Below are 22685 nucleotides of genomic sequence, written 5' to 3' on the forward strand. Positions count from 1 at the left end.
TAATTTATACATAAAAAAACTATTCACGCAGTCTAAATTTTAGCTGTCGTGAATAGTTTTTTTGATACTTACTCGTCTAGGGAAACTATTAAGACACGGGGTCCATCAGAAACTCTTTGGCGCACTGCTCCAACCAATAACAAAAGGATCGATTCTGTCCTATATAAAATGATGATAAATCATATCGATTCTTATTTGCTTCATAGGTGACTAACAAACGATATCCCATGCGTTCCATAGCATATCTTACAAACTTCTCAGTATTCGGGCCTTCAAAAAGAGTCACATAAGCATAAAGAGAGTGATCCTCGGGTTCGTCGAGTATACTGACTCCGGCACAAGAAAATTCTGTCTTGAATTGTAGCTTCTTGAGTTCCATCAGAGCTGGATATATTTTGGCATCCACTTCGACTCCCTCAAACAACAGCAGTTCTTTCTTCCAGGTTTCAGGCTTAGGGCGCTCGATCCAGGCAGCAAGTTCCAACTTGCGTCTTCTCCACCGATCTCTAGATTGATTGCTCCACAGCTGTTCCACTTCCTGTTCCAACACTCCAAACCCTCCCCTTACGTTCTAAAAACTATCTCTGTTCATTCTACTACAACTTGTAACAAGTGCACATCACTAAAATCGTAATTATTACGATTAATAACATTCAAAATTTTTTCTTTCCTTGTCTTCCCTATAGCTTAAGCACTTTGTTTACCTAGTTTCCTTGTGGAGGGTGTATCTTTTTAATCTCGGACTATATTTCATAAGCTCTATACGCTCAGGGTTTGTTCTCTTGTTTTTGGTCGTCGTGTAGTTTCGATCGCCCGTTTCCGTACAAGCTAGTGTAACAATAACACGCATCATTCACACCTCGTTCTCTTATTTTACTTACATACCTATTTCTGTACTCCATGGTAAAGGGTTAACAAATTCGGACCAATCCATTATCATCTCTTGTTCAGACAAGAGGCATTGATCCAGCCCCTTTATCAGTTCTGTCTCATTCATATCCATTCCAATCATGACAATTTCGCTCCCTCGATCGCCCCATACGTTATCCCATTTGTTCACAATCTCAGGTTCATCCAGTAAAATCATTTCCTGATCTTCCTTGGATAAAGCCGCAACCCAGAATCCAGCGGGTCCAAATTCTATAGAAGGTCCTGCTTGACTTATACTCGCAGCATAATCCTCTTTTGTCGCAATCCATGCAAGTCCTTTGGCCCGCACAACTTCATGTGGCCAGTTACTCAAGTAATCGGCAAGACGTTCTGGGTGGAAAGGTCTTCTTCTCCTATATACAAACGAGCTGATTCCGTACTCATCTGTCTCTGGCGTATGATGTTCTTTCTGTAATTCCTGTATCCATCCTGGTGCCATGCTGGCACGTTCAAAATCAAACAATCCTGTATTGAGAATCGCTTTAGAATCAACTTGACCCTTCACAGTCCGTATCAGTTTAGCCCCAGGTTGAAGTTTTCGAAGAACGGCTTCCAGTTGAGATAACTCTGCTTCATCGACCAAATCACATTTATTTAATAATAAAACATCACACATTTCAATCTGGTCTATCAATAAGTCGACCACATCTCTTACATCTTCAGGTCCAGTTCCCTGCTGCCGATCAAGTAAACTTTCTCCCGATGCATAATCATGCCAAAAACGATTTGCATCAACTACAGTAACCATGCAGTCCAGTTTTGCCAGTTGAGTTAGATCCACTTTTAAAGAGTCATCAGCATAGGTAAATGTTTGTGCCACCGGAGTAGGTTCCGAAATCCCTGAAGATTCTATTAATATATAGTCAAAACGATGGTGTTTCGTGAGACGCTCCACCTCTTCTATTAAATCTTCTCGTAAGGTACAGCAAATACATCCGTTTGAAAGTTCCACCAGTTGCTCCTCCGTCCGAGATAAGTTCCCTTCTCCTTTAATGAGGGTAGCATCAATATTCACCTCACTCATGTCGTTTACGATGACCGCTACTTTCAAACCTTCACGATTATGTAGTACATGGTTTAGCACTGTCGTTTTTCCTGAACCCAGGTATCCACTTAACACGGTTACGGGTGTTCTTTGTTTTGACATTCGTATACCTCCTTGTCATTTATTAATAGTAATTATTACGATTAACAACAAAAATATACTTTCTTGTCGCTTTAATGTCAACTTCGTTTTTCTTGTTCCTTCAAAATTTGATACAATCAGATTCATAATTACGTTGAAGGAGAATAATCATGTTCAAAATATTCATCGTCGAGGACGACAAGTCTCTTGTCTCCTTGCTCAAAGAACGTTTACATAAATTCGGTTTTGAAACCTTTGCTGTACAGCGATTCGATACCGTCATCGAAGATTTTGAAGCTTATCAGCCCCATCTTGTCCTGCTTGATGTGAACCTCCCTAGTTATGATGGCTATTATTGGTGCAGACAGATTCGAAATCTTTCAACCTGCCCGATTGTATTTATATCCGCTAGAGAGAGCAAAATGGATCAAGTGATGGCACTTGAAAACGGAGCGGACGACTATCTAACCAAACCTTTTGACTATGATATTGTTATTGCTAAAGTAAACAGTCACCTACGCAGGGCATTTGGCTCTTACGCGTCTAAAGATCATGATCGTTCCGTAACGGTGGCAGGACTAACACTTGATGTAGAACGACTTGCTTTGTTCTATGAGGATCAGAGACTCGACCTCAGTCATACCGAGGCAAAAATCATGGATGAATTCATGAAAAAACCAGGTCAGGTTATTTCTCGTGATCGTCTTCTAGAAAAAATTTGGGATGAACATACCTTTGTTGATGATAATACACTGAATGTCTATATTACTCGGGTTCGTAAGAAGCTAACGTCGCTCGGTCTTTCTGGCGCACTTGAAACCATTCGAGGTTCAGGTTATAGGCTACATCCTGAACTGGAAGATCAGCCATGAAAAAAGGACTTCTGCTGTTTTTGAGGGAGCAAATGCCGCTATTGTTTATTTATGTACTTCAGCTTGCACTCATCTCCTTCGTCTACTGGCTTGGAGGAATGAGAGACTCTTCCCTCACGCTGTATACCATCTTACTTAGTGGCATTCTTTTTGTTGCCTATTCGCTATATCGTTACTATACTCATCGCCATTTCTACGAACGGCTCGCTAGACCTAAAGCTGCTAATGATGAATTGACGTATAGGACCGAACATGCACCACTAGCAGAAAGTTTGCATGAGCTTCTGCTGCAGCTAGATCGAAATTACAAAACACGTCTTTTGAGCGTGAATGAACAATTGGATCAGCATATACACTTTATCAACCAATGGGTTCACCAGATGAAAACACCTCTCTCGGTCATGCATTTGATCAACCAGGAAAGAGATGATGAATCATCCCTTGGCATGGGGGATGAACTCGACCGAATGCGGAAAGGACTGGATATGGTGCTATATACAGCAAGACTGGATTCGTTTGAACACGACTTGCATATTGAGACTTTATCCCTCTTTTCAACAGTAAGAGCCATTACATCTGATCAAAAGAGACTTTTTATTCGTAATCATGTATTTCCTGTCATCCAGATTCATCAAGATATCAAGGTCGTATCCGACGAGAAATGGCTCAAGTTCATGATTACTCAACTGCTCACCAATAGTGTTAAATATAGTCATCGCACAAATGCAAAAATATACTTTGAAAGTTATACACGAGACAATCGGACTGTACTTGAAGTTAAAGACGAAGGAATTGGAATTCCTAAACAAGACCTGGGAAGGGTGTTCAATCCTTTTTTCACAGGAGAAAATGGACGAACAGTCCAGGAATCCACAGGGATGGGACTGTACCTAGTTAAGGAAGTTTGTGAAAAGCTCGGTCACCAGATAGAGATTGACTCTGTCCAAGGAAAAGGCACCAGCGTACGTCTTATTTTCTAGCCTTACAAATCTGTAAGTTAACTGTAAGTTTGCATGCTGGTAAGTTCATTAGGTAAATCATTATAATAAAACAAGGAAAGAGAAGGGAGGTCACGCTAAAAGTGCCACTTCTTGAAGTGAAAAACGTATCTAAAATCTATGAAGGTACGAATGAAAACAAAGTACTGGACAACATTCGTTTCCAGGTAAAGAGCGGTGATTTCGTTGGAATCATGGGTCCTTCCGGAAGTGGAAAAACGACCCTGCTGAACGCGATCGCTACGATAGATCCCCCATCATCTGGAGACATAAAGATTCGTGGTAACAACCCTTATCATATGAATGCTGAAGAAATGGCGCTTTTCCGCAGACGTGAACTTGGCTTTGTCTTTCAGGACTTTAATCTGCTTGATTCGCTTACGGTTGAGGAGAATGTTGTTCTGCCTTTAACACTTGATAACATCCCTCTTCCTACCATGAATACTCGTTTGGAAGAAATCATTAAAACTCTTGGGATTGAGTCTATCCGTAACCGTATGATTCATGAAATTTCAGGAGGACAGAAACAGCGAACAGCTATTGCTAGAGCGATGATACACCATCCTTCTATCGTTCTTGCGGATGAGCCAACCGGGAATCTCGACTCCAAGTCTTCGAAGGATGTAATGATGATGCTGCAGCAAATGAATGAGCAAGAGCAAGCTACCATTCTCATGGTTACCCACGATGTAATGGCTGCAAGTTATTGTCAGCGTGTCATCTTTATCAAAGACGGAAAGCTATACAATGAAATATACCGAGGAGACAACAGACAAGCTTTTTTTCAGAAAATTGTGGATATGTTAGCTTTGCTCGGCGGAGACCGCTATGACCTTACGACAGCTCGCATTTAACAACGTCGCACGTAATAAACGTACGTATGCAGCCTATTTTTTAAGTAGTGCCTTTTCTGTAATGGTGTTCTTTATCAATGCCATGCTTATTTTTCATCCCGATATCAGACGTGGTTTAAGTTCTGAGATTGCTATCCAAGCTTTCGTTCTTGCAGAATGTATGGTATTTGTATTCTCATTCTTGTTTGTACTTTACTCCGTACGTTCATTTCTCACATCACGCAAGAAAGAATTCGGTGTACTCATGATGCATGGGATGACCCTTGCCCAGCTTGGCAAAGTTATTTTTCTTGAAAATATGATTATTGGGTTATCTGCAACCATGATAGGTACTGCGGCCGGTGCGCTTTTTGCCAAGTTGTTTTTTCTCGTCAGTGCCCTGGCGCTGGAGATTGACTCATTGCCCTTTTATTTATCAATGTCTCCACTCATGCTGACCCTTTTTGCTTTTGTATTCCTGTTCCTGCTGATCTCGGCCTATACTTCAAGAATCGTACGTACCACGAAATTGATTGATCTTTTTCAAGCAGGAGCAAAAAATAAGACAAAACCGGAAGGTTCACCATGGCTTGCTTGGCTAAGCTTACTATTGTTAGGTACGGGATATACGCTTGCTGCCGGTGCTGATACGTATACTATTTATTACCGAGTTATCCCTGTAGTGATCATTACGATGGCAGGAACCTATCTGTTCTATTCCCATCTTAGTGTAAATTTGCTGCAATGGATCAAAAGAAAACGAAGAATCTACCTAAGAAAAACGAACTTAATTATGTTCTCAAGTCTCTCTTACCGGATGAAAGAACATGCAAGACTGTTTTTTATGGTAACAATGGTCTCAACTGTCTCCTTCTGTTCACTTGGTGTGTTTGCTTCTATTAATGTAGTGTCTGAGCTTTTTCTGGAAGATTATCCCGCAGCCATCGGCTATGTATCTAAGCATGGTAATTCATTAGAAGAGGCCCACCTAACTCGCATTACATCCGAGCTTTCGAAGCGAAACATCCCCTATAAGGAGGATCAGATCAAGATAAAATATGCCACCATTCGTTTTGATGAGAAGAACCGGGTATTATCAAACGAACTGCCGATCATATCTTTTTCTGATTATAAACAAGTAGTGGAGCTTGCAGGATATGATTGGTCCGAAAAATCGCCATCTTATAATGAAGCTTATGTACTCATCAGCTCACAGAATGACAAGAGCAAAATCAGATTTAAACAATTAAAAGAGTACACTTTGCTTCAGCCCGATGTGACGATCCGTGAAGTAGGATATACGAAACACGTAATCATTCCGGATAATTTGCTCGCAGATTTTGATGAAAGCTTTGAAGCAGTCGTCATTCATGATAAACTATTCGCTCAGATCGTTCATCCAGAAAGAACCGATATATACACCGGTTTTTACGTAGATCATTTTGAGCAGACCGCATTTCTTGCTGATGAACTTGCTGATCACGGAAGAACACGTTATGACGCAGGAAAAACATATGCAATGTCGGTTAGCGGAACCCTGTTTATCCTAAGGGAAAGCATGTACCGAATCCTGCTATTTATCGCAATGCTGCTTGCGGCTATTTTCTTTATTGCTGCAGGAAGTTTCCTATACTTTAGATTGTACGCGGACCTTGATTACGATCGAAGACAGTATTTAACGCTACTGAAGATGGGGCTCACCCCCCGGGAATTTCGGAGCATCGTGACCGGACAACTTGCGTTTCTGTTTTTTGTTCCTACCGTAGTTGCCGTCATCCATAGTATTTTTGCATTTATTGCACTGCAGAGCTTGTTCTACTTATCCATTGCATCTACAATGGGAGTTGTGCTTTTGTGCTTTGTACTTGCCCAGGTACTGTATTTCTTCTTTATTCGATTTCACTATTTACGAAATTTGAAAAAGTCACTTTAGCAACATATTATTTTATTCTTAGGAGGTAAATCTTGGAGAACTGGATCACAAGTTTTATGGAGCAGTTTGGTTATATTGGTATTGCTCTAATCATTGCACTTGAGAACGTATTTCCACCCATTCCGTCTGAAATCGTCCTTCCTTTCGGTGGGTTCATGACAACTTATACGTCCCTCACGGTATTTTGGGTTATCATCGCAGCTACGATTGGTTCTGTCGTTGGTGCGGTTATTCTGTACGGTGTCGGACTGCTTCTTGATGTGGAACGTCTGGAGAAAATCGTTGAACGCTGGGGACACATCCTACGCGTCAAGAAAGAAGATATCCATAAAGCAGATGCCTGGTTTGAAAAATATGGTTATTGGACGGTATTATTCTGTCGCATGATTCCTTTGGTACGAAGTCTGATCTCTATTCCGGCCGGGATGTCCAATATGAAATTCGGGTTATTCCTGGTGTACACAACGATCGGTACTTTGATCTGGAACACCATTCTCGTCATGGTCGGCGCAACGCTCGGCAGTAACTGGCATGAAATTACAGACTTTATCGGCGTCTACTCCAATTTTGCTTATGCCATTATCGCCATTGTCGGTATTGTCTTCCTAATTTGGTTTTTCAGACGCAACAAAAAATCTAAGAAGTAATAAGAGAAGAACCTTTTATAAAGGAGAAGTGACATCAACATGAATTTTATTGATTTGCTAAAAACCATTATTCTCGGAATGGTGGAAGGATTAACTGAGTTTGCACCCGTCTCTTCTACGGGACATATGATCATTGTTGATGACATGTGGCTAAATTCAAAAGAATTTCTAACACAGTATGTGGCTAACACGTTCAAGGTTGTCATTCAATTAGGCTCCATCCTTGCTGTCGTGGTCGTATTTAAAGATCGTTTCATTAATCTGCTCGGACTTGATAAACTGTTTGGCAAAAAGAAACCCGCTATTCCTGAAGCGCCCGGACATGGTCGCCTCAAACTAACTCAGGTTCTTGTTGGATTGATTCCAGCCGGTGTTCTTGGATTGTTATTTGAAGATTACATTGATGAGCATCTCTTCTCCATCAACACCGTACTTATTGGTCTTGTCATTGGTGCTTTCTTTATGATTGCAGCTGACTTGTTTGCTCCTAAACAGCCTAAGGTAGAGACAGTGGATCAGATGACCTATCGTCAAGCATTTTCAATTGGACTCATTCAATGTCTATCCTTGTGGCCAGGGTTCTCTAGATCCGGCTCTACGATCTCTGGTGGTGTACTCCTTGGAATGAGCCACCGCGCAGCAGCTGACTTTACTTTCATTATGGCTGTTCCGGTCATGTTTGGAGCAAGTTTCCTCTCCCTCATCAAAAACTGGGAGTACTTTACGATGGATGCACTTCCTTATTTCATTGCAGGTTTCATATCTGCGTTCATCTTTGCCCTCATCTCCATCCGTTTCTTCCTGAAACTGATTAACCGGGTTAAGTTGATCCCATTTGCGATCTACCGTATTATTTTGGCGGCGGTGATCTACCTAGTATTTATTATGTAGTCCGAATCGTTTATCCACTCTCCAAAGAGGGTACAAAGAAGAGAGGAGCGGCCGTATAACGGCCCTCCTCTCTTCTTTGTTGTTCGCCTTACGACTTACGAGAACTGAGCTGAATAATCATCAAAATGAGCACTAGCAGTTGGATGAGCAATTCTGCACTCATACGATTCGCCTCCTGCACACAAGATGCTCCTTCAAGCCGCGTTCCTCTCCCATTCGTTTGGAATGCGCCAGTTTTACGTTTCCCGTATTATGTATATGACTGACGAAGTCATAATATGATCTTTATATGATTCTTTGCACTTGCATTACTCGTATGACTCGCATTGCTTGTTCTGTACGTGGTATAAATGTCATACTACATATATACACTTTATTAGCTGTCCCATTTCATTATCAATACATAGTAGAAAGGCTGATTACGAAAAGATGAAAAACTTGCGAAACAAGAAATTACAAACCATTATGATGACGATACTGCTCACTCTGGTCCTCTCCGCATGTGCACAAGGAGAAGCTCATGTTACTGTGCATACCGACGGTACCGCCGATGTGAAGTTAAACCTCAAGATCCAAGATCGTAATTTGGAACTGATGGGTCAGAAGAATCTGATTCAGGCCATACAGAATACGTTTGATGAGAACGGTTTTGAAACGCAAAATACGAAATCAGGGGATACGAGTGAAGTCTCTGCATCTAAAGAAATAAACCTTAACGAAGCAAATGGAACAAAAGAACTCCCAGAGAGTATTTCATACTCCAATGTAACGCAGGAAGGTTTTCTATTTACGAAGTATCAAATAACGGTTGATGCGGATCTCATGTCTGCCATCCCAGACAACACATGGACAGAACATTTACAGGGTATCCCTTCCTTGGTACGTAACTTGTTGTTGAAGGACGTCAAATTGGATCTCAAATTAACACTACCTATTAAACCGGAATCAAGTAATGCTGACGCGGTCACTGCAGATGGCAAAACGATGACGTGGCAAGTAGAACCATTATCAGCCAACCATCTTGAACTATCTGTAAACGTTCCTAACGTTCAGAATATAATTATTACGGCCGTAATTGCACTAGTTCTCATTGTAGCCATCGTTTGGTTCATTATTAGAAAAGTACGGAGAAAAAAATAGCTTGAAATAAAAAAACGCGGTAGATAAATAGGGTTTCAGAACTTGTTCCTAAGTTCTGAAACCCTATTATTATATGTGCTTATAACCACCTGCTATCCAGTTGGTGAATACATGCCTAAAGAAAGTAAGAAGGTTACATACTTACATGCGTTCTCTTATATAAAACTGGTATAGCCGCTGCTATAAGGATCATCCCCATAACAGCGGGTGCGCTAGACCCAAGTGATACATAGATTTGACCTCCAATGATAGGCCCAATCATTCTTGCTAAAGCCTGAACCGATTGGCTCCCCCCTTGAATCCTTCCTTGTTCACTAGAATCGACAGACTTGGATAGCATCCCATTAAATGAAGGCCCAAAGATCGAATCACCAAAACCAAATATAAACATTCCAGCGATAAAAAGAGGATAGAATGAGAACAAAGCAGATAGCGCAATAAGACTGTAGCCTATCATCTCCCAAACCATTCCAAGAATGGCTATTTGTTTATCACTACGTTTTTTCAAAAGTTTTGGCATGATGAAACCTTGTGAAATGATGTCTTGAAGACCCATAATTGAAAACATAAGTCCGATGAGTGCAGGCTTCCAACTGAAAGTATCCATTGTAAATTGTGAAAAAACGGCCTGTAAAGATCCGTTGGGTATCCAAAGTAAGAACGCTGAGATAAGTAGCCTATTTAGGTTTTTCATGGAAAGCAGGTTTGCAAGCTGAGTAAATGGATTCAGCCTTACAAAGGTAATCTCTTTCAGTCTATTATTCTTATCAAGGCTCTCAGGCATAAAGAAGAATCCATAAACAACATTTAATAAAGTGATGATGGCTCCAAAATACATCGGTGCAGCATAATCAAACTTGGCAAGTAATCCGCCTACAGTTGGGCCAATAACCGTACCTACACCTACAACCGCACTCACCCATCCAAAATATTTCGTTCTCTGCTGCGGAGGAATGATGTCCGCAAAATAGGCGAAGATCGTGCTTATGCTCCCTCCTGTGACACCCTCTATTATGCGCCCTACAAATAGTACCCATAGAGCCCCTCCTATCCCAAAAACGAAGTACCGGATTGCTTATATAAGGCTCTACTAAGAATGGGACGACAGGTGTTATGATACTGAAGCCTATTCCGCAAAGAAACACAGAGATAAGACCGAATATTAAAGCGTGTTGATCTACGGTTTGTTCTGCGTTCTGTTTGTGGTGTGATCTAAATTTGAACATTCAAATCTCCCCTCATAAGCTGTGGTTTTATTTCCTTGGAAACATTTTTATTGTATCGCGATTTTGTTTCCTTGTCAACAAAATAACAACAATAAAAAGGCAGCCTGTTCTTAATAGAACACGGCTGCCTGTGGTTTATTTTCATTATTCAATTTTATTCCGAATTCATATCTACACTCTGTTTCTTTATTTCTGCATCCAAATGCCTATTATACTTTTCCACAAAGCTTAGCATACTATCAAATTGTTCCTCGGTTACCTGCTCAAATACGGCTTTATCCCGCTCTTGAAACTCTTTGTGCAAGTCCTCGTGAATTTTATAAATTACTTTCCCTTGCTCAGTAAGCCTAAAATAGATTTCTTTCTTGTTATCCGACTTCTGGTAACTTTCGATAAGGCCTTTTTTTATGAGCTTCTTGGTTAATTTGCTTATGGCACCACGGGTCATATAAAAGGACTCCGCAAGTTTTGTCACGTTAGAATCTACATTTTTTTCAATGTATTCAATGCAATGTACTTCAGAAGGCTTATAACCCTTAAGACTGTCTTCCATCTTATCCTTATTAAGCCAAACCATCTTGTTATATAACTCCCTGAAACCCAATAAGACCTGTTCTTCTTTGTTCATGGTCTGTCCTCCCACCCGCACTTGCATTAACAATATATTATATTAAATTTTGTTTCTATTTCAACAATACACGGCGCTTATACTTGCTGCAATGAAACAGATCAAAAATAAAATTGACAGAATTGCAAGCAAATAGGGTTTTGAAACGGGAATCATTCGTTCCAAAACCCTATTTGTCTCAGTCTGATGCTGTCACCATGTAGATATACCTACGGGTGACCGCCTTTTGTATATCCTATTTATGTTACTATTCTACGTCTCGTTTTTGATCTTTACGCAAGGAATCCGTTGCTTGATCAATAATATTAAGAAAAGCAGCAGGCAGCATAAACTGCTGATCGCGAATTACAATTTTACGCAAATCTTCCTGACTGTTTTGCTCTTCAGCGTCTTTAATCTCTTTAATATCATGATGCAAACGCTCCATCTTAAGATCAAGACTATTTGCTGTGTCCGCAGCACTTTTGAGCTCTTTGAGTAAGTTCTCGGGTACTTCTTTATTATATTTATAAAAGATCTTATGCTCTAGACTTGCCCAGAAATCCATCGCAATCGTCCGAATTTGAATTTCTACACATACATGTTCTACCCCATCGGAAAGAAACACAGGGACTTCCACGATCAAGTGTAAGCTTTTATACCCATTTGGCTTAGGATTTTCGATATAATCTTTGACATCCAGCACTTTAATATCGCTCTGTTTTTGAAGCATCTCACTGACTCTGTAAATATCGGAAATAAAGGAACAAGTAATCCGCAGTCCAGCAATGTCTTTAATATGTTCTTTAATATTAGCTACCGAAATAGGAAGACCTTTTCGATACAATTTTTTAAGAATACTTTCCGGTGATTTCAGTCTGGACTTTGTATGTTCAATGGGACTGTAATCATGAAAAGCTTCAAACTCCTCTTTGAGGATATCAATTTTAGTCTCGATCTCATCCAGTGCAAATTTATAAACCATTACGAACCGTGTAATTTCATTCTTTATTCTTTTCACTTGATCCATTTGATTCTGATGTTTGTTTAACTCGTTCATAGGCTAACTCTTCCTTCCTCACTCTAAAACGAATGTACAAAAATAATCGTTACATGATCTTACTTATCCATTGTACATGATGTGAAGGTCAGAATTCAAAACTGGGCAGGTATGGTAAAATCTAAACAAGAACAATGTTTACCTTGCATTGACTCAATGTAGTGTACAATTACATAATTAACGATCACTCTAAGGGGCGCCTTAAGGGAGTTATAATGCCTATGATTTTAGAAACACCGCACAGGGATATATCAGATCTGCTAATGTCACTCCCCTTTCACAGAATGAATTAATAAAAGCCCTTGTAGCAACTTCAAACTGCTGCAAGGGCTTTTCTATGTAAAAATGGAAGAGTTCAACTAATAATTATTTACATTTTGTAATTATTTTATAGAGAAAAATGTCTTCCATAATTCTGATAATCAGTGATAAACGAAACTAGAATTAACGAAAGTGAAACACTTTTCCAAAAAACATAGCGAAATAAGGAAAACAGTGTTGAAATATTACGCTACCAATGTTAAAATTTCGTTTGTAGAGAAAGTAACATTTTCGTCATTAAATTTGTAACTAATTGTAGTTATTGGCAAAAATACATAGGTGCAATTATGATAACCGCCGAATTCTTACGCACCGAGAAGCGGGGGACCCGCCTACCATGGGTGAATTGATCTCGAAACAGAGTGATCATAGGGTACCTTCAACCGAATCCTTAGCTAACCTCGCAGGCATTGGAAGGAGTATTACATTTTGAAAAAGAAACTTACAGCAGCAGCACTAGGACTTGCACTACTATTCACAGCAGGACTCGGACAAGCTTCCGCTTCTTCTGTTCTCCAAAGCACCGTAAATAAAACAGTTGGAATTCCTTATAAATATGGCGGTACGACACTCGCTGGATTTGATTGCTCTGGTTTTACTCGTTATGTATACAAAAAAGTAGGGGTAACTTTACCCCATAGTTCTAAACAACAGTATCAGAAAGGTCAATCCGTTAAAAAGACTCAACTGACTAAAGGTGACCTTGTATTCTTCGACACTAGCGGCAGCGGCATTTCCCATGTTGGAATCTACCTAAGTAATAATGAGTTTGTTTCTGCCACTTCATCTAAAGGCATTGCCATTACTCCTATTAACAAAGGATATTGGAGTTCCAAGTACTATGGTGCTAAACGTGTACTCAGTACTTCTGCTGCCAAAAAAGTAGGTTTATAAAATCCATTTACACTGTATCCGGACCATTGAAACATCCATTACGAAAATATATAAAGGTCAGAGGAATATTCCTCTGACCTTTTTTTAATGCACCTAATAACGTTACAAGATGTCTTTTATAAATGACTGCTTTTGGCAATGACATAAGGTTGTCTCGCATCACCGATGAGTATTCGATCTGATGTTAAATGTACATCTTTATCAAGGATGACATTTTCAAGCACGGCATTTTCCTCAATCACACATTTTTGCATAATAATCGAATTTTTTATTTTCGCCCCATTGTGAATTTTGACCCCTCTAAAAATGATGCTATTTTCTACCTGCCCTCCGATGACGCAACCATTAGCAATCATCGAGTTACTTACGTCCGCATGATCCAAAAATCGGGTAGGCGGTTCGTATTTGATTTTCGTATGAACTTCATTTTGCTTGAACAAATGTTGATATTGTTCTTGATGAAGTAAATCCAGACTGTTTCGATAATAACTCTCGATAGAGTTAATAACTGCATGGTAACCATCAAAGGCAAATCCAGCCACTTTTAGGTTATGCAAATTTTCTTGAATTCCATCACGGAAAAAGTAATCCTGACCATGGGCAATGCAGTGATCAACAAGTTTTAGGAACAACTGTTTTTCCATAATAAAAGCTCCAAGATATATGTTAGGATGATCCCCTTCCTGGTGAATTCCAGTTACCTTATCCCCATCCACATCTACACGTACACAGGAAGCATGCTCCGGCAGGATCTCATCAACTTTTTTATATAACAGTGTGACATCAGCTTGTTGTGAAATATGAAATTGATACATCTTGCGATAATCCATAGTGTAAATATGCTGACTGCCTGTATGAATAATATGGGTTCCTTTCGCACGTACAAAATAATCACGGTTATTATGAAAATGTTGTAGGTCGCCTTTGGAGCGATCTGTAGGATCATTCCAATCGGGCGGTAAAATAAACAACCCTCCATGCTTGCGATCAAGATCCCATGGTGCGCCCTGACCCAAATGATCGAGCAGAGAACGATACTTACGACGAACAAATAAAGCCGTATTATGAATCCCAGAGTGCATCAAATTTGATAAAACAAAATCGATTAAACGATAACGACCAGCAAACGGAACGGCTGCACCACAACGGAAATATGTTAGTTCATTCATTAAATCCAGCTCTTGATCTAGGTTCACTACACCCATGAGTTGTTGCATACTAGGTCACCGTCCTCATTCATAATTTAACTTAGTCCATAGGTACGTTGTCGATATGTCTCATCAATGAGCAAAATTTCATCTGCCTCATCTTTATCAATACCAATTCTCGCGTAATCTTCAATTACTGTATCCTCACTAACGATCGCCTTATGAATTCTTACATTCTTGCCAATTTTCACTTTAGGCATAATTACTGAATCTGTAATTACGCTTCCCTCTCCGATTTCGACGCCATAGAATAATACAGATTTACTGACATCTCCTTTAACAATACATCCTTCATTTACGATACTGTTGCGAACCTTTGCATCTTTAGCAATATAGCCTGCAGGTTCGTTCGGATTACGGGAATAGATGCGCCACTCTGGATCATTCAGATTGAGCGGAGGATCATCGCATAAAAGATCCATATTCGCCTCCCACAAGCTCTGTACGGTCCCCACGTCTTTCCAGTACCCATTAAATGGATAAGCGTATAGATTCTTCTCATTCTTCAGCAGCAGTGGAATAATGTCTTTACCGAAATCGTACGTAGAATCAGGATCCTGTTCACTCTCAAGCAAATGTTGTTTGAGCACAGACCATTTGAACAAATAAACACCCATGGATGCCAAGGTACTCTTAGGATGAGCAGGCTTCTCTTCAAATTCATAAATTTCATAATTGCTTCTCGTATTCAAAATACCAAATCGACTCGCTTCATGCTCCGGTACATCAATTACGGAAATCGTGCAATCCGAATCCCGTTCCTTGTGATATTGAAGCATTGCATCATAATTCATTTTGTAGATATGATCACCAGATAAAATAAGTACATGCTCCGGTTCAAACTGATCCACAAAATTCAAATTCCGATAAATCGCATCAGCTGTCCCTCGATACCAACTGTTACTTCCTTCTCTCTCATGAGGGGGAAGAACAAACACTCCACCTTTTCGGCGATTAAGATCCCAATCACTCCCGATACCGACATAGGAATGTAACACTAATGGCTCATACTGCGTTAATACACCTACGGTATCAATTCCAGAATTAGCACAATTGCTCAACGGAAAATCGATAATTCGGTAGGTCCCTCCAAAATAAACGGCGGGTTTAGCTAAAGTCCGAGTTAACCCTTTCAGACGTTTACCCTGGCCACCAGCCAACAACATGGCTACCACTTCTTTTTTGTTCATGCAAGAGCCTCCTCAAGATGTGAAATTGGTTAACTGCTTCTAGAGTGTAGGGATAAACAAATAACATTTTGAAGAAGTTGTGACTGCACATGGGTGGATGGATCTTGGAAGTGAGGTAACATTGAAGATCATCTTAGAAGAAGATAATTATAATTGAGGTAAATATGGAGAGAATGTATCAAAGAATATCGATGGCATCCTCTAGGTCGTTATTTATGTATACACATTTCTATTTCATTATAATCAGCCGAAATCCTTCCTGACAAACCGGAGTTATAAGAATTTTATTAGAAATTTATTCATCTGACAGAATATGACAAAATTATTTAATCATTTATCCTTTATTAATACTTGCATTAGGAGCCAGCTGATAGTAGAATACGACTTTGAGTGTGAATTTCTACGAATAGAACTATAGTTTAGAAAGGGGATTATTCCCATGGAACTTCTCAAATCCGCTTTGCCCGGTGTAGGTATGAAATATCAACTGGAGACAAAAGCAGGTTCAAATTTCATTATCGTTCATCACGAAGATGGTCGTCGTGAAATTTACTGTTCGGACCCAGAAGATAATGAAAATCTCATATTCATCGCAGAGCTAGAGGATGAGGAGTGTATGTTGCTCTCTAGTGTAATTGGCGGATGGAACGAATAAAATTAAAATGGACAGTCCACCCTTCTTCTTTATAGAGATGAAGGGTGAGACTGTCCTTTTCATTTCGTGATCATTATTCATTAAGGTATGTCCAGCTCCAGTAAAAATTGAAAGGTAGCCCCTCTACCTTCTTCACTGCTAACGCTGATTGAACCTCCCATAACTTCTACCAAACGCTTGGATATCGCTAACCCAAGGCCTGTGCCTCCGTATTTACGATTTATCGATGTATCCAGCTGCGAAAAGGATTGAAACAATTCATCTTGTTTATGAAGAGGAATTCCAATGCCCGTATCTTGAATTTGGAAGATTAGTAATTTCCTATCCGCTAGATGAGTGTTCATCTGATCCACTTGAATGATCACTTCGCCAGAATTCGTGAATTTAACTCCATTACTAATTAAATTAATGAGGATCTGCGTTATTTTAGATGCATCTCCTAAAAATATCTCAGGAATTTCATCATCACAAATGAGTGAAAGATGAATCCCTTTCTCCTCTGCTGCCGAGATAAATAAACTTTGTGTCTCAGTAAGCACGTCTTTTAAAGAAAAGGGCTCATGAGTAACTTCAATTTTCCCTGCCTCTATTTTGCTGTAATCCAACAATTCCGTAAACATTTGCATTAAAGAATTGCTGCTATTCGAAATAATTTCGGTGTAAGCTCGCTGATCCTCATCGAGCTCTGTATCTAAAAGTAGAGAAGTCATTCCAACAATGCCATTCATTGGTGTACGCAGTTCATGACTCATCATCGCAAGGAACTCAGATTTAGCACGATCTGCATGAATAGCTTCCTCTTTTGCCTTCATGATCTCCTTAATGGAAGTGATGTCTCGTATTACAACGACTGCACCTTTATGTTCATCTTGATCCATCATCGGAGTTACTTGATACTCTGCAATAAAAGTGCTACCATCCTTGCGTCCAAGCACGGTTTCTTTCACCGAATGACGGACACCTGAAAGAATATTCTCATACATCGGCATTTGGTGAGAAGGATAAGGATAATAATCTTCATTGAATTGTAGAAACTGGTTTGTCAGTTTAAGACCTACTGCATCCTCCTGACTCATGTCTAGTAACTCCGCTCCCGTTTTATTTAAATAGGTCAGATGACCTTCATGATCTACCCCAAAAATGCATTCATTCACTGTATTGAATATCAGTTCAAGTTTGTTACTTAGATTTTCGATTTCCAGAAGATATCGCCTGCTTTCTGTTACATCGCTAGTAATCCCGTAAACACCGACCACCTCTTCATTTAAAATAATTGGTACGTTAATTACATGTACTTCAATGGAATGTCCTTCTTTATGCAGCAAACGAATGTGATATGCTTGAGGAATCCCTTTCGAAGCCATGGAAAAATGATAATCTGTTTTTTCCAAATAATCAGGGTGAATAAGGGGAGTGAACTTGTCCGAAAGGAGTTCTTCCTTTGTATGTCCTGTTAACTTGCATTGCCCATCATTTACACGTAGCAGATTCCCATTCAGATCCAAAGAAGCGACACCTAAAGGATTATATTTAAACAACGATTTGTACTCTTCTATTTCCCGTTCAAGTTTTTCTGAGTTCACTTGATGAGCTTGGGGAAAGGGATCTTGACGACTCTTCTGAGTAGAAACCAGCTGGACAATAAAACAGTGACCTTCGGATTTCGATGAAGATTCCAAAAGAGAGATGTATAGATCTGCTTCATTTGCTTTTATATGATTAACGTTCAGAGGAACCTTGAAATGTACAGAATCTTTTATTTCCTTTAGCAATTCATCTGCAATGTCCTTGAAATTCAGATCATGTTCATTCTCATACCCTAATATATGTATCAAAGATTTAGTAAGCAGATCATCCGAACTGAGTCCAGCCCAATTTTCAAAGGCTTTGTTCACTTTACATACGATTCCCCTATCGCCAGCAACCATGGCCATTGGAATAGGAGCGTTCAAAAAAATGTTCTTCCACACTTTGTTGTCCGTTAAAGGCCCTAACATCTGGCCGCCTCCTTCATCAGTTCCAATTCTGTCTATCTTATAGTTACCTCGTTTAGCCTTACTCCAAACCCAGGTTACAAAAGATTCATTTATTATTTTTTGAATCCCCATTTATCAATCATTTTGTGCAAACAAAAAAAGCCTGGCTATGTATAATAAATGCCAAGCTTTTCGGATACCAAAACTGTTGCTTACATACTGAAATTATAAAAATAAAGTTGCGTTTAAATATCGTTTAGATAAGGAATGAAGGTATGTGGTTTGTATAGATAAGGTTGCAATAAAAATCGTATTTCTTACAATTTGATGCTGTCTTTTTGTTAAATGAACGAATGAATCGACAATCTCGTCTGCAGCTAAGCGGATCTCTGCTTCTGTTAAGGTATCGGTATGAATAAAACGCTCATGCTCACAATCCAAATGCTCAAAAAGGTCCGCATACGTATTGTACAAGAGTAAAGGATTCAATAAATCATCATCATCACGATCCGGATCAACAAAAATGCCTTTAAACAAATTACGAATCGATTCAAAATCCAATACCGCTTTTAAATCATCTATCATAAAAAGTAATGCAGCTTGATGAATGGAATATTTCTTACCGATTTTTGGAGAAGAGAAATACTCTTTAAAATCCCGTTTCACCCAATTTTGCATTGAAGTTATAGATGCGTTTGAATATTCGATCATTTGTGCGAGTGAAGCGATCTCCTGAAGTGAAAAACCGGCTGTTCGATTCCCTTTAATTAACTTTTCCAATATGGGAGGAAGTGAAGTCGACAAAAAAGCAGCATAAGTCGTACCTTGAACTACATCCGACTGATGGTGCTCATTCCATGTTTTTTGAAGCAGTTCTAGCGGCGTAATCTTATGGTGTCCTTCGATGGACAGCAGCAGTTGTGCCATTTCACTACGAGTAAGGGTAAATAACTCTGTCATCTCATGGACCTCCTACAATTAAGTTTTAACTATCCTATCAAATCATATGGACTTATATTACGTGACCCGTATCACCTTGTAAAGGCGTGTATGTAAGAGCAAAGTTGCATTATGTTCTTCATTTCAGACGCTAAACGTCATAAATCAATCATACTAGACGATATTGCACATTGCTCATCAGATGATAAGTTCTGTATACTAGTTCATATGAACTTAAAATTTATTAAAAAGGATTGTGAAAAAGTCGAATGGATGACATAGGACTGAATTTGTTTTTGTTTGTCGTATTAATTGCGCTTACGGCTTTCTTCGTAGCAACTGAATTTGCGATTATCAAGCTACGTTCGAGCCGTATTGACCAATTAGTACTAGAAGGACGCAGAGGTGCACTTGCCGTACAAAAAGTGACATCCAATCTGGATGGATACTTGTCTGCGTGTCAGCTTGGTATTACGATAACTGCCCTTGGACTTGGATGGCTAGGTGAACCTACTGTCGCTAAATTGATTGAACCGTTGTTTGAACGCTTCGGCATTGCTACGGATGTCAGTCATATCTTCTCGTTCATCATTGCGTTTGCTATCGTTACCTTCTTGCACGTCGTCGTAGGTGAACTCGCTCCGAAAACAATGGCTATTCAGAAAGCAGAAGCCGTGACCTTCTTGGTTGCTAGACCCATTATGTGGTTCTATAAAATTATGTATCCATTTATCTGGCTCTTAAACGGATCTGCCAATGCCCTGGTTCGACTCTTCGGACTTAAACCAGCAAGTGAACATGAAGATGCTCACTCTGAAGAAGAAATTCAAATCATCCTCTCTGAAAGTTATCAGAGTGGGAAAATTAATAATACAGAATACGGATATGTAAATCGTATTTTTGCTTTTGACGACTTATTAGCAAAAGAAATCATGATTCCTCGTACAGATATGGTTTGTCTTTATACCAATAATACATTTGATCAGAACATGGATATTATCCGTAGAGAACAATACACACGTTTTCCTGTTGCCCATCAAGGCAAAGATCAGATTATCGGAATGATTAATACGAAACAAATGTTTCTTAATTATGAAGAAGGAAAAAGCCTTGACCTCAAACAGTTCATGCATCCCGTTCTTACGGTCTCAGAAGCTACAGCGGTTAATGATCTTCTGAAACGAATGCAGAAAGAACAAGTGCATCTCGCTGTACTTGTAGATGAGTTTGGCGGAACAGCAGGTCTTGTGACAATCGAAGATATTCTCGAAGAAATTGTAGGAGAAATTCGCGATGAATTTGACTCCGAAGAACGCAGAGAAATTGAACAACTTGGTGAACTACACTATATCGTAGATGGAAAGATCCAACTGGATCAAATCGCTGACATGACGGGTGTACATTTTGATCTGGAAGCCGCTGATACCATTGGCGGATGGTTGTTTACGATTTTACTCAACCCAAAACCAGGTCAATCTCATCATCATCAAGGTCTCCTCTTTACCGTAAGAGAAGTTGGACGCAATCGTGTGAAGAAAGTAGAATTTAAAAAAGCACCGGAAGAAACACAATCAGGTCTAGAGCCAGAACCTTCCGTCTCTATCTAAATAAAATGAATCATAAAAAAAACCTCTGACAAATGCGTCAGAGGTTTTTTTGATTCGTATATTATACAAGTGCTTCTGTAAGGACAGGAACAATTTGAGATTTACGGGATACTACACCTTTAAGTAAAGCTTTCTTCTCTAGAAGTTGTACACCATATGCACGTTCAACAGCATCTGCTTTTTCACCAATAGCGAGGACAACAGAATCATTATTAAGAATATCCGTAATTACGAATACGAACAGATCCAAGTTTTTCTCTTCAACATTAATCGCAATCGCTGTTTCGAGCTCATCTTGTTTCACCAGTACATCATTAATATCTACTGTATTTACTTGTGCGATTTCCACTTTAGAATTACCCATTTGGAACTCTTTCGCATCAAGTGTCAAAAGTTGAGCGATCGATTTCTTGCTCAGGTCTGCACCTGCCTTCAGCATATCAAGACCGTACACATGAGCGTCTACGCCAGCGATCGCCGCAAGTTCTTCTGCAGCTGCTACATCTTGATCTGTGCATGTAGGGGATTTAAACAATAAAGAATCAGAAATAATGGCAGACAACATCAAACCAGCAATCGGTTTGGAAATTTCAACATTATTTTCTTTGTACAATTTATTGAGAATGGTCGCTGTGCAACCAACAGGTTCAGCACGATAGTACAGTGGCTGGCTTGTCTCAAAATTAGCAATACGGTGGTGATCAATAACCTCAGTAACTTGTACTTGATCAATGTCACTCACACTTTGTTGACGCTCATTATGATCTACCAGAATTACAGTACTTACTTCGTTCGCAACTGTATCCACCTGACGCGGTGCAACAACGCCAAAATAGTCAAGCGCGTACTGTGTTTCGCCGTTCACTTCACCAAGTCGAACAGCTTCAGCTTCTACGCCGATCTTGTTTTTTAGATCAGCATATGCCAATGCTGAGCAAATCGTATCCGTATCCGGATTTTTGTGACCAAAGATTAATGTTTTCCCCATGAGAAGTAACCTCCGTTATTTGTAAAATTATTTGTTAAAATTAGAGCATCCGCTTAGGATGTAAGTCCTTTTAAGATTATAGCGTTAAATCAATTGTATTCCAATAACTATACCTTGATTTAACGACATTTTTTTTATGGATGTAATTCCACTACAGCCTGTTTTCCACTAAGTTGAATCCCTGTACTAGGTGAACCCCAAGGTTTCAAATCGCGAATGAGGTCTTCAAGTAACTTTTTAGCTGCATCTCCTTGTTTCCCTTGGATCTTAACGACCAATTTAGCGATATCACCTGACTTTAGGATTCTTTCCATTTGTGTTTTTTTCGTATCATAATCATGCTCTTCGATGTGAGGCGTAAGTCTAATTTCCTTCGTCTTAGGTGCTCTGTCCTTCCGTTTCTCTGCTGCTGCCTCCTGTTTCGCTGCTCCCGCACGAATGAGCTTGCAAGGCGGAGGACTTGTCATCAGTGAAGTACATATCAAATCAACCTTTAATTCTTTGGCAAGCTTAAGCGCTTCTTTCGTAGACATAATCCCTAAGTCTTCTCCTTCAAGTCCGGTTACACTAACTTCGGATGCTTTTATCTTTTCATTTTTTATCATGATTTCGACCCCTCCATCTGTCTTTTATCCTGACAAAAG

Annotated in this window: 21 protein-coding genes, 1 pseudogene and 1 riboswitch; of the genes and pseudogenes, 10 read left to right on the forward strand and 12 right to left on the reverse strand. The window is 39.6% G+C overall.

Annotated features, from left to right (window positions below):
- Positions 1–88: 88 nt before the first annotated feature.
- The 3 genes from KFT32_RS03330 to KFT32_RS03340 all read right to left on the reverse strand — a co-directional run bounded on the left by KFT32_RS03330 (position 89) and on the right by KFT32_RS03340 (position 2077).
- On the reverse strand, positions 89–550 hold the full coding sequence (locus tag KFT32_RS03330) for a hypothetical protein (RefSeq protein ID WP_211745706.1): 462 nt from the start codon (positions 548–550) through the stop codon (positions 89–91).
- Positions 551–700: 150 nt separating this feature from the next.
- Positions 701–850 (reverse strand): 50S ribosomal protein L33, encoded by a 150-nt coding sequence (rpmG, locus tag KFT32_RS03335; RefSeq protein ID WP_211746005.1) that lies wholly within the window; start codon positions 848–850, stop codon positions 701–703.
- A gap of 27 nt (positions 851–877) precedes the next feature.
- Positions 878–2077, reverse strand: coding sequence for a GTP-binding protein (locus KFT32_RS03340; protein ID WP_211745707.1), 1200 nt, complete (start codon positions 2075–2077; stop codon positions 878–880).
- A 149-nt stretch (positions 2078–2226) separates the two neighbouring features.
- Here KFT32_RS03340 and KFT32_RS03345 point away from each other — a divergent pair, with 149 nt between their 5' ends.
- The 7 genes from KFT32_RS03345 (at position 2227) to KFT32_RS03375 (ending at position 9370) form a co-directional block, all read left to right on the forward strand.
- On the forward strand, positions 2227–2928 hold the full coding sequence (locus tag KFT32_RS03345) for a response regulator transcription factor (RefSeq protein WP_211745708.1): 702 nt from the start codon (positions 2227–2229) through the stop codon (positions 2926–2928).
- Positions 2925–3908 (forward strand): HAMP domain-containing histidine kinase, encoded by a 984-nt coding sequence (locus KFT32_RS03350; RefSeq protein WP_211745709.1) that lies wholly within the window; start codon positions 2925–2927, stop codon positions 3906–3908. The genes KFT32_RS03345 and KFT32_RS03350 overlap by 4 nt, the downstream gene beginning before the upstream one ends.
- Positions 3909–4009: 101 nt before the next feature.
- Positions 4010–4780, forward strand: coding sequence for an ABC transporter ATP-binding protein (locus KFT32_RS03355; RefSeq protein WP_211745710.1), 771 nt, complete (start codon positions 4010–4012; stop codon positions 4778–4780).
- Positions 4755–6692 (forward strand): FtsX-like permease family protein, encoded by a 1938-nt coding sequence (locus KFT32_RS03360; protein WP_211745711.1) that lies wholly within the window; start codon positions 4755–4757, stop codon positions 6690–6692. Before KFT32_RS03355 ends, KFT32_RS03360 begins: the two co-directional genes overlap by 26 nt.
- Positions 6693–6724: 32 nt before the next feature.
- Positions 6725–7339, forward strand: coding sequence for a DedA family protein (locus KFT32_RS03365; protein ID WP_211745712.1), 615 nt, complete (start codon positions 6725–6727; stop codon positions 7337–7339).
- Positions 7340–7378: 39 nt separating this feature from the next.
- Entirely contained in the window at positions 7379–8230 is an 852-nt protein-coding gene (locus KFT32_RS03370; protein WP_211745713.1) for an undecaprenyl-diphosphate phosphatase, read from the forward strand.
- A gap of 429 nt (positions 8231–8659) precedes the next feature.
- Positions 8660–9370 (forward strand): FeoB-associated Cys-rich membrane protein, encoded by a 711-nt coding sequence (locus tag KFT32_RS03375; RefSeq protein ID WP_211745714.1) that lies wholly within the window; start codon positions 8660–8662, stop codon positions 9368–9370.
- A gap of 133 nt (positions 9371–9503) precedes the next feature.
- On the opposite strand, the pseudogene KFT32_RS03380 reads toward KFT32_RS03375, so the two are convergent.
- The 3 genes and pseudogenes from KFT32_RS03380 to KFT32_RS03390 all read right to left on the reverse strand — a co-directional run bounded on the left by KFT32_RS03380 (position 9504) and on the right by KFT32_RS03390 (position 12263).
- Positions 9504–10596 (reverse strand): annotated as a pseudogene (locus KFT32_RS03380) (MFS transporter).
- A gap of 154 nt (positions 10597–10750) precedes the next feature.
- A complete protein-coding gene (locus KFT32_RS03385) occupies positions 10751–11224 on the reverse strand; it encodes a MarR family transcriptional regulator (protein ID WP_211745715.1) in 474 nt (157 codons plus the stop codon).
- Between the two features lie 247 nt (positions 11225–11471).
- On the reverse strand, positions 11472–12263 hold the full coding sequence (locus KFT32_RS03390; RefSeq protein ID WP_283246401.1) for a GTP pyrophosphokinase: 792 nt from the start codon (positions 12261–12263) through the stop codon (positions 11472–11474).
- 606 nt (positions 12264–12869) lie between these two features.
- Positions 12870–13009: riboswitch (cyclic di-AMP (ydaO/yuaA leader) on the forward strand.
- Between the two features lie 4 nt (positions 13010–13013).
- Here KFT32_RS03390 and KFT32_RS03395 point away from each other — a divergent pair.
- Positions 13014–13478: a C40 family peptidase gene (locus tag KFT32_RS03395; protein WP_211745716.1), complete on the forward strand. Its 465-nt coding sequence runs from the start codon at positions 13014–13016 to the stop codon at positions 13476–13478.
- A gap of 116 nt (positions 13479–13594) precedes the next feature.
- On the opposite strand, the gene glgD is transcribed toward KFT32_RS03395, so the two are convergent.
- The gene (glgD, locus tag KFT32_RS03400) at positions 13595–14695 is read right to left on the reverse strand and encodes a glucose-1-phosphate adenylyltransferase subunit GlgD (RefSeq protein ID WP_211745717.1); all 1101 of its coding nucleotides are present in this window, start codon (positions 14693–14695) and stop codon (positions 13595–13597) included.
- A gap of 26 nt (positions 14696–14721) precedes the next feature.
- Positions 14722–15876 (reverse strand): glucose-1-phosphate adenylyltransferase, encoded by a 1155-nt coding sequence (locus tag KFT32_RS03405; RefSeq protein WP_211745718.1) that lies wholly within the window; start codon positions 15874–15876, stop codon positions 14722–14724.
- A 439-nt stretch (positions 15877–16315) separates the two neighbouring features.
- Between KFT32_RS03405 and KFT32_RS03410 the strand changes: the two genes are divergently transcribed.
- A complete protein-coding gene (locus KFT32_RS03410; protein WP_211745719.1) occupies positions 16316–16531 on the forward strand; it encodes a cation:proton antiporter regulatory subunit in 216 nt (71 codons plus the stop codon).
- Between the two features lie 80 nt (positions 16532–16611).
- Here the strand turns inward: KFT32_RS03410 and KFT32_RS03415 are convergent, their stop codons facing one another.
- Both KFT32_RS03415 and KFT32_RS03420 read right to left on the reverse strand, forming a co-directional pair.
- The gene (locus KFT32_RS03415; RefSeq protein ID WP_211745720.1) at positions 16612–18528 is read right to left on the reverse strand and encodes a PAS domain-containing hybrid sensor histidine kinase/response regulator; all 1917 of its coding nucleotides are present in this window, start codon (positions 18526–18528) and stop codon (positions 16612–16614) included.
- A 204-nt stretch (positions 18529–18732) separates the two neighbouring features.
- Positions 18733–19467, reverse strand: coding sequence for a DUF1836 domain-containing protein (locus KFT32_RS03420; RefSeq protein WP_211745721.1), 735 nt, complete (start codon positions 19465–19467; stop codon positions 18733–18735).
- 248 nt (positions 19468–19715) lie between these two features.
- Here KFT32_RS03420 and KFT32_RS03425 point away from each other — a divergent pair, with 248 nt between their 5' ends.
- Positions 19716–21053 carry a hemolysin family protein gene (locus KFT32_RS03425; RefSeq protein WP_211745722.1) on the forward strand — a complete coding sequence of 446 codons (1338 nt, stop codon included), beginning with the start codon at positions 19716–19718 and terminating at the stop codon, positions 21051–21053.
- A 61-nt stretch (positions 21054–21114) separates the two neighbouring features.
- Here the strand turns inward: KFT32_RS03425 and KFT32_RS03430 are convergent, their stop codons facing one another.
- A complete protein-coding gene (locus KFT32_RS03430; protein ID WP_211745723.1) occupies positions 21115–22041 on the reverse strand; it encodes a manganese-dependent inorganic pyrophosphatase in 927 nt (308 codons plus the stop codon).
- A gap of 134 nt (positions 22042–22175) precedes the next feature.
- Complete coding sequence (gene infC / locus KFT32_RS03435; RefSeq protein ID WP_211745724.1) at positions 22176–22646, reverse strand: translation initiation factor IF-3; 471 nt, start codon at positions 22644–22646, stop codon at positions 22176–22178.
- Positions 22647–22685 lie beyond the last annotated feature (39 nt).

The sequence above is a fragment of the Paenibacillus sp. Marseille-Q4541 genome (genome assembly GCF_018310695.1).
Lineage (GTDB): Bacteria > Bacillota > Bacilli > Paenibacillales > Paenibacillaceae > Paenibacillus.